Source organism: Achromobacter sp. UBA5777 (assembly GCF_002418565.1).
Classification (GTDB): domain Bacteria; phylum Pseudomonadota; class Gammaproteobacteria; order Burkholderiales; family Burkholderiaceae_B; genus Achromobacter; species Achromobacter animicus.
Genome location: NZ_DIEJ01000263.1, coordinates 1 through 15,920 on the forward strand (window position 1 = coordinate 1; position 15,920 = coordinate 15,920).

The 15,920-nt window shown below is 64.6% G+C and carries 18 protein-coding genes; 14 read left to right on the forward strand and 4 right to left on the reverse strand.

The annotated features are described in order from the left end of the window. Positions 1-1,697, reverse strand: a 1,697-nt coding sequence (locus B3446_RS22780; protein WP_291385236.1) for an Rne/Rng family ribonuclease, incomplete at its 3' end; no start/stop codon positions are given. A 524-nt stretch (positions 1,698-2,221) separates the two neighbouring features. On the opposite strand from B3446_RS22780, the gene B3446_RS22785 reads away from it, so the two are divergent. From B3446_RS22785 to msrQ, 4 genes are all read left to right on the forward strand, one after another. Continuing rightward, the gene (locus tag B3446_RS22785; RefSeq protein WP_409515381.1) at positions 2,222-3,184 is read left to right on the forward strand and encodes an RluA family pseudouridine synthase; all 963 of its coding nucleotides are present in this window, start codon (positions 2,222-2,224) and stop codon (positions 3,182-3,184) included. Between the two features lies 1 nt (position 3,185). Continuing rightward, entirely contained in the window at positions 3,186-3,848 is a 663-nt protein-coding gene (locus B3446_RS22790) for an HAD family hydrolase (RefSeq protein ID WP_291385240.1), read from the forward strand. 164 nt (positions 3,849-4,012) lie between these two features. Then, the gene (gene msrP / locus B3446_RS22795) at positions 4,013-4,975 is read left to right on the forward strand and encodes a protein-methionine-sulfoxide reductase catalytic subunit MsrP (RefSeq protein ID WP_175122961.1); all 963 of its coding nucleotides are present in this window, start codon (positions 4,013-4,015) and stop codon (positions 4,973-4,975) included. An 11-nt stretch (positions 4,976-4,986) separates the two neighbouring features. Continuing rightward, positions 4,987-5,634 (forward strand): protein-methionine-sulfoxide reductase heme-binding subunit MsrQ, encoded by a 648-nt coding sequence (gene msrQ, locus B3446_RS22800; protein ID WP_291385243.1) that lies wholly within the window; start codon positions 4,987-4,989, stop codon positions 5,632-5,634. 102 nt (positions 5,635-5,736) lie between these two features. Here msrQ and B3446_RS22805 read toward each other — a convergent pair whose 3' ends face one another. The 3 genes from B3446_RS22805 to B3446_RS22815 are packed head-to-tail and all read right to left on the reverse strand — an operon-like array spanning position 5,737 to position 7,834. Further along, entirely contained in the window at positions 5,737-6,522 is a 786-nt protein-coding gene (locus B3446_RS22805) for an N-acetylmuramoyl-L-alanine amidase (RefSeq protein WP_291385245.1), read from the reverse strand. Between the two features lie 2 nt (positions 6,523-6,524). Next, positions 6,525-7,235 carry an SAM-dependent methyltransferase gene (locus B3446_RS22810; protein ID WP_291385247.1) on the reverse strand — a complete coding sequence of 237 codons (711 nt, stop codon included), beginning with the start codon at positions 7,233-7,235 and terminating at the stop codon, positions 6,525-6,527. Continuing rightward, a complete protein-coding gene (locus tag B3446_RS22815; RefSeq protein WP_191576751.1) occupies positions 7,232-7,834 on the reverse strand; it encodes a Maf-like protein in 603 nt (200 codons plus the stop codon). The genes B3446_RS22810 and B3446_RS22815 overlap by 4 nt, the downstream gene beginning before the upstream one ends. A 72-nt stretch (positions 7,835-7,906) precedes the next feature. On the opposite strand from B3446_RS22815, the gene B3446_RS22820 reads away from it, so the two are divergent. The 10 genes from B3446_RS22820 to B3446_RS22865 all read left to right on the forward strand — a co-directional run. Further along, positions 7,907-8,581, forward strand: coding sequence for a YceD family protein (locus B3446_RS22820; RefSeq protein WP_191576886.1), 675 nt, complete (start codon positions 7,907-7,909; stop codon positions 8,579-8,581). 52 nt (positions 8,582-8,633) lie between these two features. After that, entirely contained in the window at positions 8,634-8,816 is a 183-nt protein-coding gene (gene rpmF / locus B3446_RS22825; protein ID WP_006218037.1) for a 50S ribosomal protein L32, read from the forward strand. A gap of 59 nt (positions 8,817-8,875) precedes the next feature. After that, entirely contained in the window at positions 8,876-9,943 is a 1,068-nt protein-coding gene (plsX, locus tag B3446_RS22830) for a phosphate acyltransferase PlsX (RefSeq protein WP_175137337.1), read from the forward strand. Beyond that, positions 9,943-10,929 (forward strand): beta-ketoacyl-ACP synthase III, encoded by a 987-nt coding sequence (locus B3446_RS22835; protein WP_191576750.1) that lies wholly within the window; start codon positions 9,943-9,945, stop codon positions 10,927-10,929. Before plsX ends, B3446_RS22835 begins: the two co-directional genes overlap by 1 nt. A 96-nt stretch (positions 10,930-11,025) precedes the next feature. Continuing rightward, entirely contained in the window at positions 11,026-11,961 is a 936-nt protein-coding gene (gene fabD, locus B3446_RS22840) for an ACP S-malonyltransferase (protein ID WP_175122954.1), read from the forward strand. A gap of 3 nt (positions 11,962-11,964) precedes the next feature. Next, a complete protein-coding gene (fabG, locus tag B3446_RS22845; RefSeq protein WP_175122953.1) occupies positions 11,965-12,717 on the forward strand; it encodes a 3-oxoacyl-ACP reductase FabG in 753 nt (250 codons plus the stop codon). Positions 12,718-12,908: 191 nt separating this feature from the next. Further along, on the forward strand, positions 12,909-13,148 hold the full coding sequence (acpP, locus tag B3446_RS22850) for an acyl carrier protein (RefSeq protein ID WP_003813816.1): 240 nt from the start codon (positions 12,909-12,911) through the stop codon (positions 13,146-13,148). A 183-nt stretch (positions 13,149-13,331) separates the two neighbouring features. Further along, complete coding sequence (fabF, locus tag B3446_RS22855; protein WP_175122952.1) at positions 13,332-14,561, forward strand: beta-ketoacyl-ACP synthase II; 1,230 nt, start codon at positions 13,332-13,334, stop codon at positions 14,559-14,561. A 492-nt stretch (positions 14,562-15,053) separates the two neighbouring features. After that, positions 15,054-15,653, forward strand: a complete 600-nt coding sequence (gene rpoE / locus B3446_RS22860) for an RNA polymerase sigma factor RpoE (RefSeq protein ID WP_008161984.1) — start codon at positions 15,054-15,056, stop codon at positions 15,651-15,653. A 12-nt stretch (positions 15,654-15,665) separates the two neighbouring features. Beyond that, a partial coding sequence (locus B3446_RS22865; protein ID WP_291385601.1) for a sigma-E factor negative regulatory protein occupies positions 15,666-15,920 on the forward strand: 255 nt, incomplete at its 3' end.

Consider the following 15,920-nt stretch of genomic DNA (forward strand, 5'->3'; position numbering starts at 1 on the left):
CTGACCAGGCGCTTGAACAGGCCGCCCAGACCGGCGCCTGCTGCGGGCGCGGCAGGTGCTGCGGCCGGTGCTGCGGGCGTCGAGACGGGGGCGGGCTGCGACGGCGTGATGCCCTTGACCAGGGCTTCCGGGCGCGACTTGATTTCGCTTTCGCGCGGCTGCCAGGGCGCGTCCGTGGCCGGCGCTTCCACCAGTTCGAAACTGGTCTTCAGCTCTTCCAGGCGCGGATCGTCGTGGCGCAGGCGCTCGATGTGATGGTGCGGCGTTTCCAGATGCTTGTTGGGGATCAGCATCAGGTTGACCTTCAGGCGGGCTTCCATCTTGGTGATGTCGGCACGCTTTTCGTTCAACAGGTACGTGGCCACGTCGACGGGCACCTGGGCGTGGACCGCCGCGGTGTTTTCCTTCATGGCTTCTTCCTGCAGCAGACGCAGGACGTGCAGCGCGCTGGACTCGGCGTCGCGGATCACGCCGGTGCCGTTGCAGCGCGGGCAGGTGATGTGCGAGCCTTCGTTCAGGGCCGGGCGCAGGCGCTGGCGCGACAGTTCCATCAGGCCGAAACGCGAGATCTTGCCCATCTGGACGCGGGCGCGGTCGAAATGGAGGGCATCACGCAGGCGCTGTTCGACGGCGCGCTGGTTCTTGCTGTCTTCCATGTCGATGAAGTCGATGACGATCAGGCCGCCCAGGTCGCGCAGGCGCAACTGGCGGGCCACTTCGTCGGCTGCTTCCGAGTTGGTGCGCAGCGCGGTTTCTTCGATGTCGGCGCCGCGGGTCGAGCGGGCCGAGTTCACGTCCACGGAAACCAGGGCTTCGGTGTGGTCGATCACGATGGCGCCGCCCGAGGGCAGTTGCACCGTGCGCGAGTAGGCCGTTTCGATCTGGTGTTCGATCTGGAAGCGCGAAAAGAGGGGGATGTCGTCACGGTAGCGTTTGACGCGCTGGACGTTGTCCGGCATCACCACGCTCATGAAGGCAGTGGCCTGGTCGGCGATCTCGTCGGTGTCGATCAGGATCTCGCCGATTTCGGGCGAGAAGTAATCGCGGATCGCGCGGATGACCAGGCTGGATTCGAGATAGATCAGGATGGGCGCGGAGTTGTCGCGCGCGGCGCCATCGATAGCGGTCCAGAGCTGCAGCAGATAGGACAGGTCCCATTGCAGTTCTTCGACGTTGCGGCCGATGCCTGCCGTGCGGGCGATGATGCTCATGCCCTGGGGCAGGTCGAGCTGTTCCATCGTGTCGCGCAGTTCCTGGCGGTCCTCGCCCTCGACGCGGCGCGAAACACCACCGCCGCGGGGGTTATTGGGCATCAGGACCAGGTAGCGGCCAGCCAGCGAGATGAACGTGGTCAGGGCTGCGCCCTTGTTGCCGCGTTCTTCCTTTTCGACCTGGACGATCAGTTCCTGGCCTTCTCGCAGGGCGTCCTGGATGCGGGCGGTACGGACATCGACGCCTTCCTTGAAGAAGCTGCGCGCAACTTCCTTGAAGGGCAGAAAGCCGTGACGGTCTTCGCCGTAGTTGACGAAGCAAGCTTCGAGGCCGGGTTCGATCCGGGTGATGACACCTTTGTAGATATTGCCTTTGCGCTGTTCGCGGCCGGCAGTCTCGATGTCAAGGTCGATGAGTTTTTGCCCATCGACGATAGCGACGCGTAATTCTTCCTGATGCGTCGCATTGAACAGCATGCGCTTCATGAGAGGGTTTCTCCGTTGTCATGACGCGCCGATATCGGCGCGTGACCTCGGGCCACTCGGGCTGCGGCTGAAGCGGGCAAGAAGGTGCGGACCGTACCTGGGCGGCGCCCAGGCGTATCCGCCGCGGGTCAGGCGGGCACGTCGTGCCGTGGGGCACGGGGTTCTGTCAGCAGGAGGGTCAGCTTCACTGAATGTGGTTTGACGGAAAAAATGCTGTGAACGGCAGCTGCGGTCGGATTGGTTGCCCACACGCAGCTGGTGCTTTAAATATGCGACGATTCTTGCAGTGCTTCAGAGCCGCTTGCGGCATGCAACGGACCTGCCGGAACAGCGGGCAAGATGAATGCCACACCACTATTCCGCAGGGCTCGGTTGCGCCGGCGACCAAGAGACCCAGGGGTTGAATGAGCAGGCAGTACAATGGCGGCCCGCGCGCTCGACGGAGTTGCGTGTTGGTTGCATCTCTACGCCAGGCGGCTAGTTCAGCCCCTTAAGGCTGTCCCGATTATATGTCGCTTTCCGCAATGCGCAAAGAAACTTCCTCCCCCGTATCCGCCTCTAAAGCAGCCCCCGCCGTCCGCATGGTTGAAGTGGGCGCCGAGCATGCCGGCCAGCGTCTGGACAACTTCCTCATGCGGCTGTGCAAGGGGGTGCCCAAGACGCACATCTACAAGGCGATCCGAGGCGGCGAAGTCCGCGTGAACAAGGGACGCATCCAGGTGGATTACCGGGTTGAGGAAGGCGACGTCGTCCGCATCCCGCCCCTGCGCCTGCCCGACCCGGGCAAGCCCCGCCCGGTTCCTGCCGCCGAATTCCCGATCGTCTTCGAAGACGACGCCATGCTCGTGGTCGACAAGCCCGCGGGCGTTGCCGTCCACGGCGGCAGCGGGGTGTCGTTCGGCGTGATCGAACAACTGCGCGCCGCGCGCCCGCAGGCCAAGTTCCTGGAGCTGGTGCACCGGCTGGACCGCGAGACCTCCGGGTTGCTGATGGTCGCCAAGAAGCGCAGCGCGCTGCTGGCCCTGCACGCCATGCTGCGCGAGGGCCGGAGCGACAAGCATTATTTCGCGCTGGTCGAGGGCGACTGGGTCAACGACCGCCAGCACATCAAGCTGTCTCTGACCAAATGGACCACGCAGTCCGGCGAGCGCCGCGTCAAGGTGGATCCCGACGGCCAGACGGCGCACACGATTGTCACGCTCAAGCAGCGTTTTGGCGGTTACAGTCTGGTCGACGCCGAGTTGCGCACCGGCCGCACCCACCAGATCCGCGTCCATCTGGCCGCGAGCGGCTTTCCCATCGTCGGGGACGACAAGTACGGCCACGACGAGGTGCGGGCGCAATTCGCGCGGCAGGGCTTCAACCGCATGTTCCTGCACGCCCACCGCCTCACCCTGCCTCACCCTCTGACGGGCGAGGTCATGACACTGACCGCCGAGCTGCCGCCCGCTTGCCGGAACATACTGAAAACACTGGAGTCTGCCTGATATGTCGTATTCGCTGGTCGTCTTTGACTGGGATGGCACCCTGATGGATTCCACGCACAGCATCGTGGCCGCCATCCAGGGCGCTTGCCGCGATCTGGATCTGGCGGTGCCGTCCGCATCCGAGGCAAGCTGGGTCATCGGCCTCTCGCTCGAAAGCGCGCTGCGCCGTGCCGTCCCCGAATTGACGCAGGCCATGCTGCCTCGTTTCCTTGAGCGCTACCGCACGCACTATTTGCTGCGCGATCCGGAATTGCGCCTGTTCGAGGGCATCAACGAGTTGCTGACCGACCTGGCCGGCCAGAACGTGCGGCTGGCTGTCGCCACGGGCAAGAGCCGCGTCGGCCTGACGCGCGCGCTGGCCGCGACCGGTTTGGGCCCTCTGTTTGATGCGACGCGCACCGCCGACGAGACCTTCAGCAAGCCGCATCCGGCCATGCTGCACGAACTGATGCAGGAACTGGACGTGGATCCCTCGCGGGTCATCATGGTGGGCGATACGTCGCACGATCTGCAGATGGCCTGCAACGCGGGCGTGCACGGTCTGGGGGTCACCTACGGTGCGCACACTCTGAAGGAACTTGAGGGTTGTGCCCCGCAAGCAGTGCTAGACACCGTGCCGCTCGTGCGCGAATGGCTTATGCCGCGCGTCAGCGCCGGCGCATAGGCCCTGGCTGAAGGCCGGCAGGAACGTCCGCCGGTCGGGCGGGTCTATCCGGAAGGCGCTGCGCGTGCTTCGCGAGGGCGCTGCGGAATAAGATAGGCCCGACCAGCGTCCATGGTTGACGCGGGCGCGCGCTCACGGTGCGCGGCGCCATACCGGAGATTACGATGCTGATACGCAAGCCCGACGACTTTTTGCCGTCCGAGATCACTTCCGAGGCCGTATGGCGGTCGCGCCGCGAACTCATGTTGCGCGCAGGCGCGGCCGCTGCCGCCGTCGGGCTGCCCGGCTGGGCTACGCGCGCCGCCCACGCGCAGGACGCCGGCGCACTGCCGGGCAAGTCCAACCCTGCATTCAGCATCATGGACAAGCAGACGTCCCTGGCCGATATCACGTCCTACAACAATTACTACGAGTTCGGCGTAGATAAGGGCGAACCGGCTAAAAATGCCGGCAAGTTGCAGACCCGGCCGTGGACCGTGAGCGTCGAGGGCGAGGTCAACAAGCCGCGCACGTTCACCATCGAAGAGTTGCTCAAGCTCGCGCCCATGGAAGACCGCGTCTATCGCTTGCGCTGCGTGGAGGGCTGGTCCATGGTCATTCCGTGGGTTGGGTATTCGCTGTCCGAGGTGCTCAAGCAGGTGGAGCCGAATGGCAACGCCAAGTACGTCGAATTTGTCACTGCCGTTCAGCGGGAAAATATGCCGGGCGTGCGTGCTGCCATCCTGGAATGGCCGTATGTGGAGGGGTTGCGCCTGGACGAAGCCATGCATCCGTTGGCGATGCTGGTCTTTGGCGTCTATGGGCGCGTGCTGCCCAACCAGAACGGCGCGCCGCTGCGGTTGGCCGTGCCGTGGAAGTATGGATTCAAGTCCGGCAAATCGCTGGTGAAGATCCGGCTGGTGGAAAAGCCGCCCGTCACGTCTTGGGTCAAGTCGGCCCCGCAAGAATACGGCTTTTATGCCAATGTGAACCCTAACGTCGCGCATCCTCGCTGGAGCCAGGCCACGGAGCGCCGCATCGGCGAGGACGGCCTGTTCACACCCAAACGCAAGACGCTGATGTTCAACGGCTATGGCGATCAGGTGGCGTCGCTTTATCAGGGCATGGACCTGAAGGCCAATTACTGAGGCGCTGATCCGTGTCCGTTGCTCCTCGCGCGGCCCCCGCTGCGGCTCACAGAAAGGCGCAGCTCTCGGCCCGGACGGTCGGGCGCTTCAAACCGCTGCTCTTTCTGCTGGGCCTGGCGCCGTTTGCGCGCTGGATATGGCTGGGGATGCACAACGGCCTCACGGCCAATCCTGTTGAATTTCTGACTCGATCGTCTGGCACCTGGGCGCTGGTGTGCCTGCTGGTCACCCTGGCCATCACGCCGCTGCGCCGTCTGACGGGGCAGCCGGCGCTGGTACGCGTTCGGCGCATGTGCGGATTGTTCGCGTTCTTTTACGCGGCACTGCATTTCATGGCGTGGGTGTGGTGGGACCGCGGTTTCGATCCTGCCGAAATGGTACGTGACATCGTCGAACGTCCCTTCATCATGGTGGGATTTTCGGCCTTCGTGCTGATGACGGCGCTGGCCGCCACTTCCACGCAGTGGGCGATGCGCCGGCTCGGAAAGCGCTGGCAGACGCTGCACCGGGCCATTTATGCCATCGGCCTCTTGGCCATCCTGCACTACTGGTGGCACAAGGCGGGTAAGAACGACCTGTCGGAGCCTGCGATCTATGGCGCGGTGCTGGCGGTGCTGCTGGGTTGGCGCGTCGTCGCCTGGTGGCGCCGGCGGGCATAGAGCGCTGGTGAGCTGCCGCCGCATCGGCTGCCGCAGCACCGGCTGCCGCAGCACCTGCCGCAGCACCTGCCGCAGCACCTGCCGCAGCATCGGCTGCCGCCGCTACTGCATGGCCAGCATGATGGCCGCGGTTTCCGCGTCGGGCTGGCCATCGTGCAGGGCAGGGCGGTAGTGCATCTGGAGCGCGGCCAGCGTGTTGATCGTCGCGCGGTCCAGCGTGCCGTCCTGCGGACTGGCGTAGCCAAGCCGCTGCAGCTGCTTCTGAAACCATGCGACGTCGGGTACACCCTCGATCTGCAACCGCGCCAGATGCTGGGCCGCGCCGGCTTCGTTGTACCAGCGCCCGATGCCGGCGTCCGCCAGCGTCTTCCAGGGGAACAGCGGGCCGGGATCCACCTTGCGCTGCGGGGCGATGTCGCTGTGGCCCACCACATTCTCCGGCACGATGTCGTGCCGGCGGATGATGTCCCGCAGCAGGATGGTCAGCGCCCGGACCTGGCGGTCGTCATAGGGGTGCCAGACGCGCTCCCCGTTGCTGCCTTCGGTCCAGCCCGGATTGACGATTTCGATGCCGATCGAGGTGCTGTTCATCGCGATGTTGCCGTACCAGGAGCTGGCGCCGGCGTGCCATGCGGCGCGGTTTTCGTCGACCAGCCGGTAGGCGCGGCCGTCCAGGTCCAGCAGGTAATGCGCGCTGACCTTGCCCTTGGAAAGCAGGCGCAGCGACTCGGCGTCGTCGACCGTGGTGTAGTGCACGACCACGGATCGCACCCGGCTGCTCTGGCTGACGGCGGTGATCGAGGTGTCCAGATCCAGGCCGGCGGGGCCGCGCGCCGCGCAGCCGGCCAGGACCGCCGCGGCCAGCAGCGTGGAAAATAGGCGGATCATGATCAGCGCGCCAGGTACAGGAACAGCGTCGGCAGCTTGTCCAGCTGGGGCGCCGGCAGCTTCTTCCAGTCGGCCACCGTATGCGTGACCACCCATTCGTCAGCCGTCGTCATCGCTCGCGCTACGCACAGCTTGGTGTCGCCCTTCAGGGTGGCGATCAGCGTGGCGAACATCGCGGCGTTGCGGTACGGGGTCTCGATCAACAATTGCGTCTGGTTGTGGCGGGCCGAGTGCTGCTCCCAGGCGCGCAGTTGCTTGGCGCGCTCGCCGGGTTCCACCGGGGCGTAACCATGAAAGGCGAAGCGCTGCCCGTCCAGACCGCTGGCCATCAGGCCCAGCAGAATCGAAGAGGGGCCTACCCAGGGTTTGACGGCGATCCCCATGCGGTGCGCCGCGTCCACGACCTTGGCGCCGGGGTCGGCGACGGCGGGGCAGCCCGCCTCTGAGACCAAGCCGATCTCCGCGCCTCGCTTTGCGGAGTCGAGCCACGCCTTGATCTGCGCGGCGTCGGCCTTGTCGGTCAGGGTGTGGATGGTGATTTCCTGCAGCGGCCGGGTGGTGCCGATGAGCTTCAGAAAGGCGCGGGCGGTCTTGGCGTTCTCGGCGATGTAGGTGTCCAGCCGGCCGGCCAGCGCGCGCACGTCGGCGGGCAGCCAGCGCTCGGGCGGCGCGTCGCCCAGGCTGACGGGAATCAGGTGCAGGGCGCCGGTCATGCGGATGCTCCGGGCGTGTCGAGCGGATCCAGTCCGAATGTTGCCAGCATTCGTGTCAACTCGATCAGCGGCAGGCCTATGATGGCGGTTGGATCGTCGCTTTGAATGCTTTCCATCAGGGCAATGCCCAGGCTTTCCGCCTTGGCGCTGCCTGCGGTATCGTAAGGCTCTTCGGCGCGCAGGTAGGCGTCGATGGCACGGTCGGACAGTTGGCGGAACCGGCAGCGCGTCACAATGTCGGCCTTTTCGACGCGTTGGCCGTCGGTCACGGCCAGCGCGCTGTGAAACTCCACCAGTCTGCCCGACAGGGCGCGCAGTTGTGCCTGGGCCCGCGTGAAGTCGCCCGGCTTGCCGATGGGGGCGCCGTCCACAGTGGCAACCTGGTCAGAGCCGATCACGATGCTGCCCGGATGTTTTTCCGCCACCACCATCGCCTTGGCGACGGACAGGCGCAGCGCCAGCACCTCGGGTGTTTCGCCGGGTTGTGGCGTTTCGTCTACATCGGGGGAAATTGCGGAAAAGGGCAGGCGCAGGCGCGACAACAGTTCTTTGCGGTATCGCGAGCTGGACGCGAGGATCAAGCTAGGTTTGTGGGGCATGCGGCATTTGACGGTGATACGTAAGTCACAGTATTATCTAACGTTTTGCGGCATTTTTGCAGGAACATCAACATGACACCGAAGGGAAAGCCTGGCGATGCGAGTCGCCGCGCGGACGGATCGGCCGGTGCTGGTGTGAATGCGGCGGACTCTGACGTCAAGCGCATCGACGCCTTCGCCTTTGCCCGTCTGGGTAAAAGCGCGCAGGGCAGCATCGCCTTGGTGCGTCTTGCCCGCGTGGTCGACGGCCTGCCCGAGCAACCGTTGGGCGAAGCCGGACTTGTGACCTGGTCCGTGCAAGGCGAAGAAGGCAAAACCGGCTTGCTGATGGGCCAACCGATTCTGCGCTTGCATGTGAAGGCGAATCCGGTGGTTGTGTGCCAGCGGTGCAATGCGCCGTTTGCGTATCCGGTCGACAGCGAAGTCGTGCTGCAACTGGTCAAATCCGAAGACGACCTCGACGATGATCATTCCTTTGCCGATCAAGGCGACGATGACGACGACGAGGGCGACGAAGGCGTAGGAAGGGATTCTGTGGCCCAGCTGCCTGAAAAGGTGGTGGGTTCGCATCATTTTGATCTGTTGGCCCAGATCGAAGATGAGCTCATTCTGAGCATTCCGTATGTGCCCAAGCATGATGTATGCCCGGGCGCGCAGGCCAAGGCCAGCGAAGCTCCTGAAGAGGAGCCCGCTGTCAAGCGTCCGTCGCCGTTTGCGGTGCTGGAACAACTGAAGCACAAAGATTGAGATCAACATCGGGCCGCATCGCGTACAATGCGCCCCGTTTCTAGGAGTCATCATGGCCGTTCAACAAAACAAGAAGTCCCCCTCCAAGCGCGGTATGCACCGTTCGCACGATTTTCTGGTGGCCCCGTCGACCGCCATCGAACCCAACACCGGTGAAACGCACCTGCGTCACCACATCAGCCCCAACGGCTTCTACCGTGGCCGCAAGGTCCTGAAGACCAAGGCCGACGAATAAGGCCCCCGGGCCGAACTCGTACTCGGACCATTTCGGCTGAGCGCTGATACCTGGCACCCGTGATACGCATCGCCATAGACTGTATGGGCGGAGACTTCGGTCTGCCCGTCACGATTCCGGCTGCGATCGAGTTCGCCCGGCAATTTCCGGACACCCGGCTATTGCTGGTCGGGCTTCCCGACGCTATCGAAGCGGCGCTTTCTGAGCACCGCAACGTGGCGCGCGATCGCTTTGAGATCGTGGCGGCTTCCGAAGTCGTCACCATGGACGACCCGGTCGAGGTCGCCCTGCGCCGCAAAAAAGACTCCTCCATGCGCCTCGCTGCCCAGTCCGTCAAGGATGGGCGGGCGGACGCCTGCATTTCCGCGGGCAACACGGGCGCCTGGATGGCCATCTCACGTTATGTGCTCAAGACGCTGGACGGCATCGACCGCCCGGCGATCGCCACGTCCATTCCGAACCAGACGGGCCGCGCCACCACGGTGCTGGACCTTGGCGCGAATGTGGACTGCACGGCCGAGCACCTGCTGCAATTCGCCATCATGGGCGCCGCGCTGTCGCAGGCGGTGGACCACCGCGACAACCCCACCGTGGGCTTGCTGAACATTGGCGAAGAAGTCATCAAGGGCAATGAAGTCGTCAAGGAAGCCGCCGAGCTTCTGCGCGGCAGCCCGCTGAACTTCTACGGCAACGTCGAAGGCAATGACATCTTCAAGGGTACGGTCGACGTCGTCGTCTGCGACGGTTTTGTCGGCAACGTCGTGCTCAAGTCCGTGGAAGGACTGGCGAAGATGCTGTCCAGCATCATTCGCGAAGAGTTCAAGCGCAATCTGATCACGCTGATCGCCGGCGCGGTGGCCAAGCCTGTGCTGAACCGCCTGCGCAACCGCGTGGACAACCGCCGCTACAACGGCGCGGCTTTGCTCGGCTTGCGTGGCGTCGTCATCAAGAGCCACGGATCCGCGGACGTTTACGCCTTCGGTTTTGCCTTGCAGCGTGCGCGCGAAGCCGTAGTGAGTAAACTGCTGGAGCGCACCGCTCAGACGGTCGCTCAAATTACCAAGCGCGTTCAATCCGGCGATCGCCCATCGGCGGCGTCGCCCAACGTGGCTGGGGATACCGCTTGATGGATACCGCAATGAAATACTCCGTGATCGCGGGCACCGGCAGCTTCCTGCCGGAACGCGTGGTTTCGAATGACGAACTGGCTGCGGAACTGGCGACGCGCGATATCGCCACCTCCGACGAATGGATTGTCGAGCGCACGGGCATCCGTCAGCGCCATCTGGCCGAGCGTGGCGTGACCACCAGCCAGCTGGCCACCGAGGCCTCGCGCCGCGCGCTGGCCGATGCGGGCGTTGATGCTTCCGAAATCGATCTCGTCATCGTGGCTACGTCCACTCCCGATTTCGTGTTTCCCAGCACGGCCTGCCTGGTGCAGGCCAACCTCGGCGCCAAGGGTTCGGCCGCGTTCGACGTGCAGGCCGTGTGCAGCGGCTTCGTCTACGCGCTCACCACCGCCGACAGCTTCATCCGCGCGGGCCGCGCGCGCTGCGCGCTGGTGATCGGCGCCGAAGTGTTCTCGCGCATCCTCGACTGGAACGACCGCAGCACGTGCGTGCTGTTCGGTGACGGCGCCGGCGCTGTTGTGCTGAAGGCCTCCGACACGCCCGGCATCATGGCTGCGCAACTGCATGCCGACGGCAGCCAGATGAAGATCCTCAGCGCCGCGGGCAACGTGGCCTACGGCGACGTCACGGGCGATCCCTTCCTGCGCATGGACGGCCAGGCCGTCTTCAAGCAGGCCGTCACCGTCCTGGACCGCTCGGCGCGCGACACCTGCGCCGAAGCCGGCGTCACCGTTGCCGACGTCGATTGGCTGATCCCGCATCAGGCCAACGTGCGCATCCTGAATTTCCTGGCTCGCAAACTGGACGTGCCCGTCGAGAAGGTCGTCATCACCGTCGACAGCCACGCCAACACGTCCGCGGCCAGCGTGCCGCTTGCGCTCGATGCCGCGCGCCGCGACGGCCGCGTCAAGCCGGGCCAGCTCATCCTGATGCAGGGCGTGGGCGGCGGATTCACCTGGGGCTCGGTACTGGCTCGCATGTAAGGGTGTGCCCTGGCCGCGGCGGCATGTGTGCCGCGGGCGGCCGGAGAGCGCGCCTGGCATTCCACACAGACACTGAATCAATCCACACGCTCAATCATGAAAATCGCTTTTGTCTTTCCTGGCCAGGGTTCGCAAGCTGTCGGCATGCTGGACGCCTGGTCCGGCGTGGCGGCGGTCACCGACACCGTCGCACGGGCCTCGCAGGCGCTGGGTCAGGACCTAGGCGCGCTGATCGCGCAGGGTCCCGTCGAACAGCTCAACCTGACCACCAATACGCAGCCGGCGATGCTGACCGCCGGCGTTGCCTTCTACAACGCCTGGATCGCCGCGGGCGGCCGCAAGCCTGATGTCGTGGCCGGCCACAGCCTGGGCGAATACGCCGCGCTGACCGCCGCTGGTTCGCTGGCGCTGGAAGACGCCGTGCGCCTGGTGCGCGTGCGGGCCGACGCCATGCAGGCCGCCGTGCCGGTCGGCACCGGCGCCATGGCCGCCATCCTGGGCCTGGACGACGACGCCGTGCGCGCCGCGTGTGCGCAAGCCGCACAAGGCGAAGTGGTCGAAGCCGTCAACTTCAATGCGCCCGCGCAAGTCGTGATCGCCGGCCACAAGGCGGCGGTCGAACGCGCCTGCGAACTGGCCAAGGCTGCCGGCGCCAAGCGCGCCTTGCTGCTGCCCGTATCCGCGCCGTTCCACTCCAGCCTGCTCAAGCCCGCCGCCGACGTGCTGGCTGGCGCGCTCGCTGGCGCCGCTGTGTCCGCGCCGCAAGTGCAGGTCATCAACAACGTCGATGTGGCTTCGCCCACCGATCCCGACGCGATCCGCGATGCGCTGGTTCGTCAGGCGTGGCATCCTGTGCGCTGGGTCGAAACCCTGCGCGCCATGAAGGCGCAAGGCGTCACGCACGTCATCGAATGCGGTCCGGGCAAGGTCCTTGCGGGTCTGACCAAGCGCATCGACCCCGAACTCACCGGCCTGGCCATCACCGATCCTGCGTCGCTGGAAGCGGCGATGGCTGCCGTCAACGGAAACTGATCAATGGACAACACCTCGACCGAACTGCAGGGCAAGATCGCGCTCGTCACGGGCGCGACCCGCGGCATTGGCCGCGCGATCGCCCTGGAACTGGCCGGGCGCGGCGCAACCGTCGTCGGCACCGCCACGTCCGAATCGGGCGCGGCTGGCATCACTGAAGCGCTGGCGCCGTTCGGCGGCCGCGGTGTGGTGCTGGACGTGACCGACGCCGCTGCCTGCGATGCGCTGATCGACGCGCTGGGCAAGGAAGGCGGTGGTCCGCACATCCTCGTCAATAACGCCGGCATCACCCGTGATACGCTGGCGATGCGCATGAAGGACGACGATTGGTCGGCCGTCATCGACACCAACCTGGCTTCGGTCTTCCGCCTGTCGCGCGCCGTGTTGCGCAGCATGATGAAGGCCCGGTGGGGACGCATCATCAACGTGACTTCCGTGGTGGGTTCCAGCGGCAACGCGGGCCAAGCCAATTACGCTGCCGCGAAGGCGGGCGTGGCGGGCATGGCGCGTGCTCTGGCTCGTGAACTGGGCAGCCGCAACATCACCGTGAACTGCGTGGCGCCTGGCTTCATTGACACCGACATGACGCGTGCGCTGGGTGAAAACCAGACCGCGGCGCTGCTGCAACAGATTCCGCTGGGCCGTTTGGGCTCGCCGGCTGACATTGCGCATGCCGTGGCCTTTTTGTCCGGACCGCAGGCGGGTTACATTACCGGCACCACCCTGCACGTCAACGGCGGGATGTACATGCAATAAATCACGAATCACGCGCCGCCGCCGGGCAGCCGGCAAGGCGGCGCGCGATTCTCCGGAAACGCCGCACATGGTCAACCTGCGCCGGTCTCGGCGACAGAACAAATGCGCGGTGTTATTTTTGTCACGGTCAGGCGTTGCATCACTCCGCGCTTGGCTATAATTCGCGGGATTTTTCCCAATTGGAGATCTGCATGGAAAGCATCGAACAGCGCGTCAAGAAGATCGTCGCTGAACAACTTGGCGTCAACGAAGCCGAGATCAAGAACGAGTCCTCCTTCCTTGACGACCTCGGTGCCGATTCGCTCGACATGGTCGAACTGGTCATGGCCCTCGAAGACGAATTCGAGACCGAGATCCCCGACGAAGAGGCCGAAAAGATCACGACCGTGCAACAAGCGATTGACTACATCAATTCGCACGGTAAGCAGTAAGCTCAGCCTATATCGTCCTGGTTGCCCGATTTCGTCGGCCAACCTGGAATCAGGGCGGTTTCAGGAGTGCCGTGTGGTCCACCGGCAGGTCGGGCGTTGTAATGCCTCACCTGCCTTCATGTGGTCCACACGCGCAGCGCATCCCGAAAACCGCCTTTCTTTTGTCTGTTTGAGGAGTCATCCGTGAAGCGACGTGTCGTCATCACCGGCCTGGGTATCGTTTCCCCCGTAGGAAATGATCTGACCACCGCTTGGGACAATATCGTCAACGGACGTTCTGGCATCAGCCGCATCACCCGTTTCGATCCCTCGGCCATCACCACCCACATTGCTGGCGAAGTCAAAGACTTCGACATCAGTACCTATATTTCGGCCAAGGAAGCCCGCCAGATGGATACGTTCATCCATTACGGCCTGGCTGCCGGAATGCAGGCCTGGCGCGATTGCGGCCTGGAAGTCACCGAAGAAAACGCCGAGCGTATCGGCGTGATCGTGGGCTCCGGCATCGGCGGTCTGCCGCGCATCGAAGAAACCCAGGTCGATTACCTTGCCAAGGGACCTCGGCGCATTTCGCCGTTCTTCGTGCCGGGTTCGCTGATCAACCTGATTTCCGGGCATCTGTCGATCGCCTACGGCATGAAGGGCCCCAGCTACGCCGTGGTGTCGGCTTGCACGACCGGTCTGCATTGCATTGGCGATGCCGCACGCCTTATCGAATACGGCGATGCCGACGTCATGGTGGCTGGCGGCGCCGAATCCACCGTGTCGCCGCTGGGCATTGGCGGCTTTGCCGCCATGCGCGCGCTGTCGACCCGCAACGATGATCCTCAGACCGCATCGCGTCCCTGGGACCGCGACCGCGACGGCTTTGTGCTGGGCGAGGGCGCTGGCGTCCTGGTGCTGGAAGAGTACGAGCACGCCAAGAAGCGCGGCGCGCGTATCTACGGTGAACTGGCTGGCTACGGCATGAGCTCCGATGCCCACCACATCACCGCACCGGACAAGGACGGCCCGCGCCGCGGCGTAATCAACGCGCTGCGCAACGGCGGCCTGAATGCCGAAGACGTCCAGTACGTCAACGCGCATGGCACGTCCACCCCGCTGGGCGACAAGAACGAAACCGACGCGCTGAAGCTGGCGTTCGGCGACCACGCCAAGAAGCTGGTGGTCAACTCGACCAAGTCGATGACCGGCCACCTGCTGGGCGCGGCCGGCGGCATCGAAGCCGTGTTCACGACGCTGGCTGTGTACAACCAGGTCTCGCCTCCGACGATCAACATCTTCAACCAGGATCCGGAATGCGATCTGGATTACTGCGCGAACGAAGCGCGGCAGATGAAGATCGACGTGGGTCTGTCCAATTCGTTCGGCTTTGGCGGCACCAACGGCTCGATGGCCGTTCGCCGGGTCTGATTTGGACGACTTGGTCGGGGGGCGTTGGTCGTTCCGCCTACCTGTCTCGCAGCCCAGGGGAGCCGTCGCGCTCTTCGGGCTGGCGCTGGCCGCTGCGGCGGCCAGCGTGCTGACAGCGGCAGCCTGGCATGGTTATGCCTGGGCTGCGGCCGCGCTCCTGGCCCTTCTGTTCCTCCTGGCCGGGCTGTTACACTCGGCTCGGAACGCCCCGTCCCCGGTAACGGCGCTACGTACCGCGACCGGGACTGGCCACTGGCAGCTTCGCCGGCCGCAAGGCTGGCAGAAAGCGCTGCTCCTGGACCAGCAACGGGGCCCAGCGTGGCTGACGCTTATCCTGCAGCCCTTGCCCACCGGGAGTACGGCCTTTACCACTAGCAAAATCACCCTCACCGTCTGGAAGCACACGCTGCGACCCGAATCCTGGCGCCGTCTGCGGCTCGTCGCGGGCACGGCGCGGCAGGCACGCCCGGCGCGTCCTTTGCGGGAGGCCTCATGAGCGAGCGCGAAGTCGACGCCGAGCTTGTCGCCCGCGTGCAGCGGGGCGACAAGAAGGCATTTGATCTTCTGGTGCTCAAGTACCAGCGCAAGATCCTCCGTCTGCTGGCCCGGATGATCCGCGATCCCGCCGAAATCGAGGATGTGGCGCAGGAGGCCTTCATCAAGGCTTACCGTGCCTTGCCCCAGTTCCGCGGCGAAAGCGCCTTCTACACCTGGCTGTACCGCATCGCCATCAATACGGCGCGCAACTGGCTCGCCTCGCAGGGGCGGCGCCCCAGCGCGCCCAACGCGATTGAAACGGAAGACGGTGAAACTTTTAACGAAACCGACAACCTAACGGATATAAGCACGCCGGAATCCATGGTTGCCAGCCGCGAAATCGCCGAGACGGTGAACGCGGCCATTGAGGAATTACCTGAAGAATTGCGCACCGCAATTGTCCTGCGTGAAATCGAAGGTATGAGTTACGAAGACATCGCCCAGAGCATGGATTGCCCGATCGGTACGGTGCGCTCCCGCATTTTTCGTGCGCGTGAAGCCATTGCGACCAAGTTGCGTCCGTTGCTCGACACCGATGTCGAGCGTCGCTGGTAAGGAGTGGCAGTCATGCAAACAGCAGCCAAATCCGTTGAGATCGCCGAGTCCTCCTGGGAGGAATCGGTTTCCGCCTGGATGGACGGAGAGGATTCCGACGATATTCTTCCCAGTCTGTTGTCCAAAGAGGGACGTCAGACCTGGGACACCTATCATTTGATTGGTGATTCCCTGCGCAATTCCGATTTGGCGCTGACGCCCAGCGCGGCCTTCTCGGCCCGCCTGGCGCGCGCGCTGGACGCGGAACTGCCCATCGTAGCGGCGCCT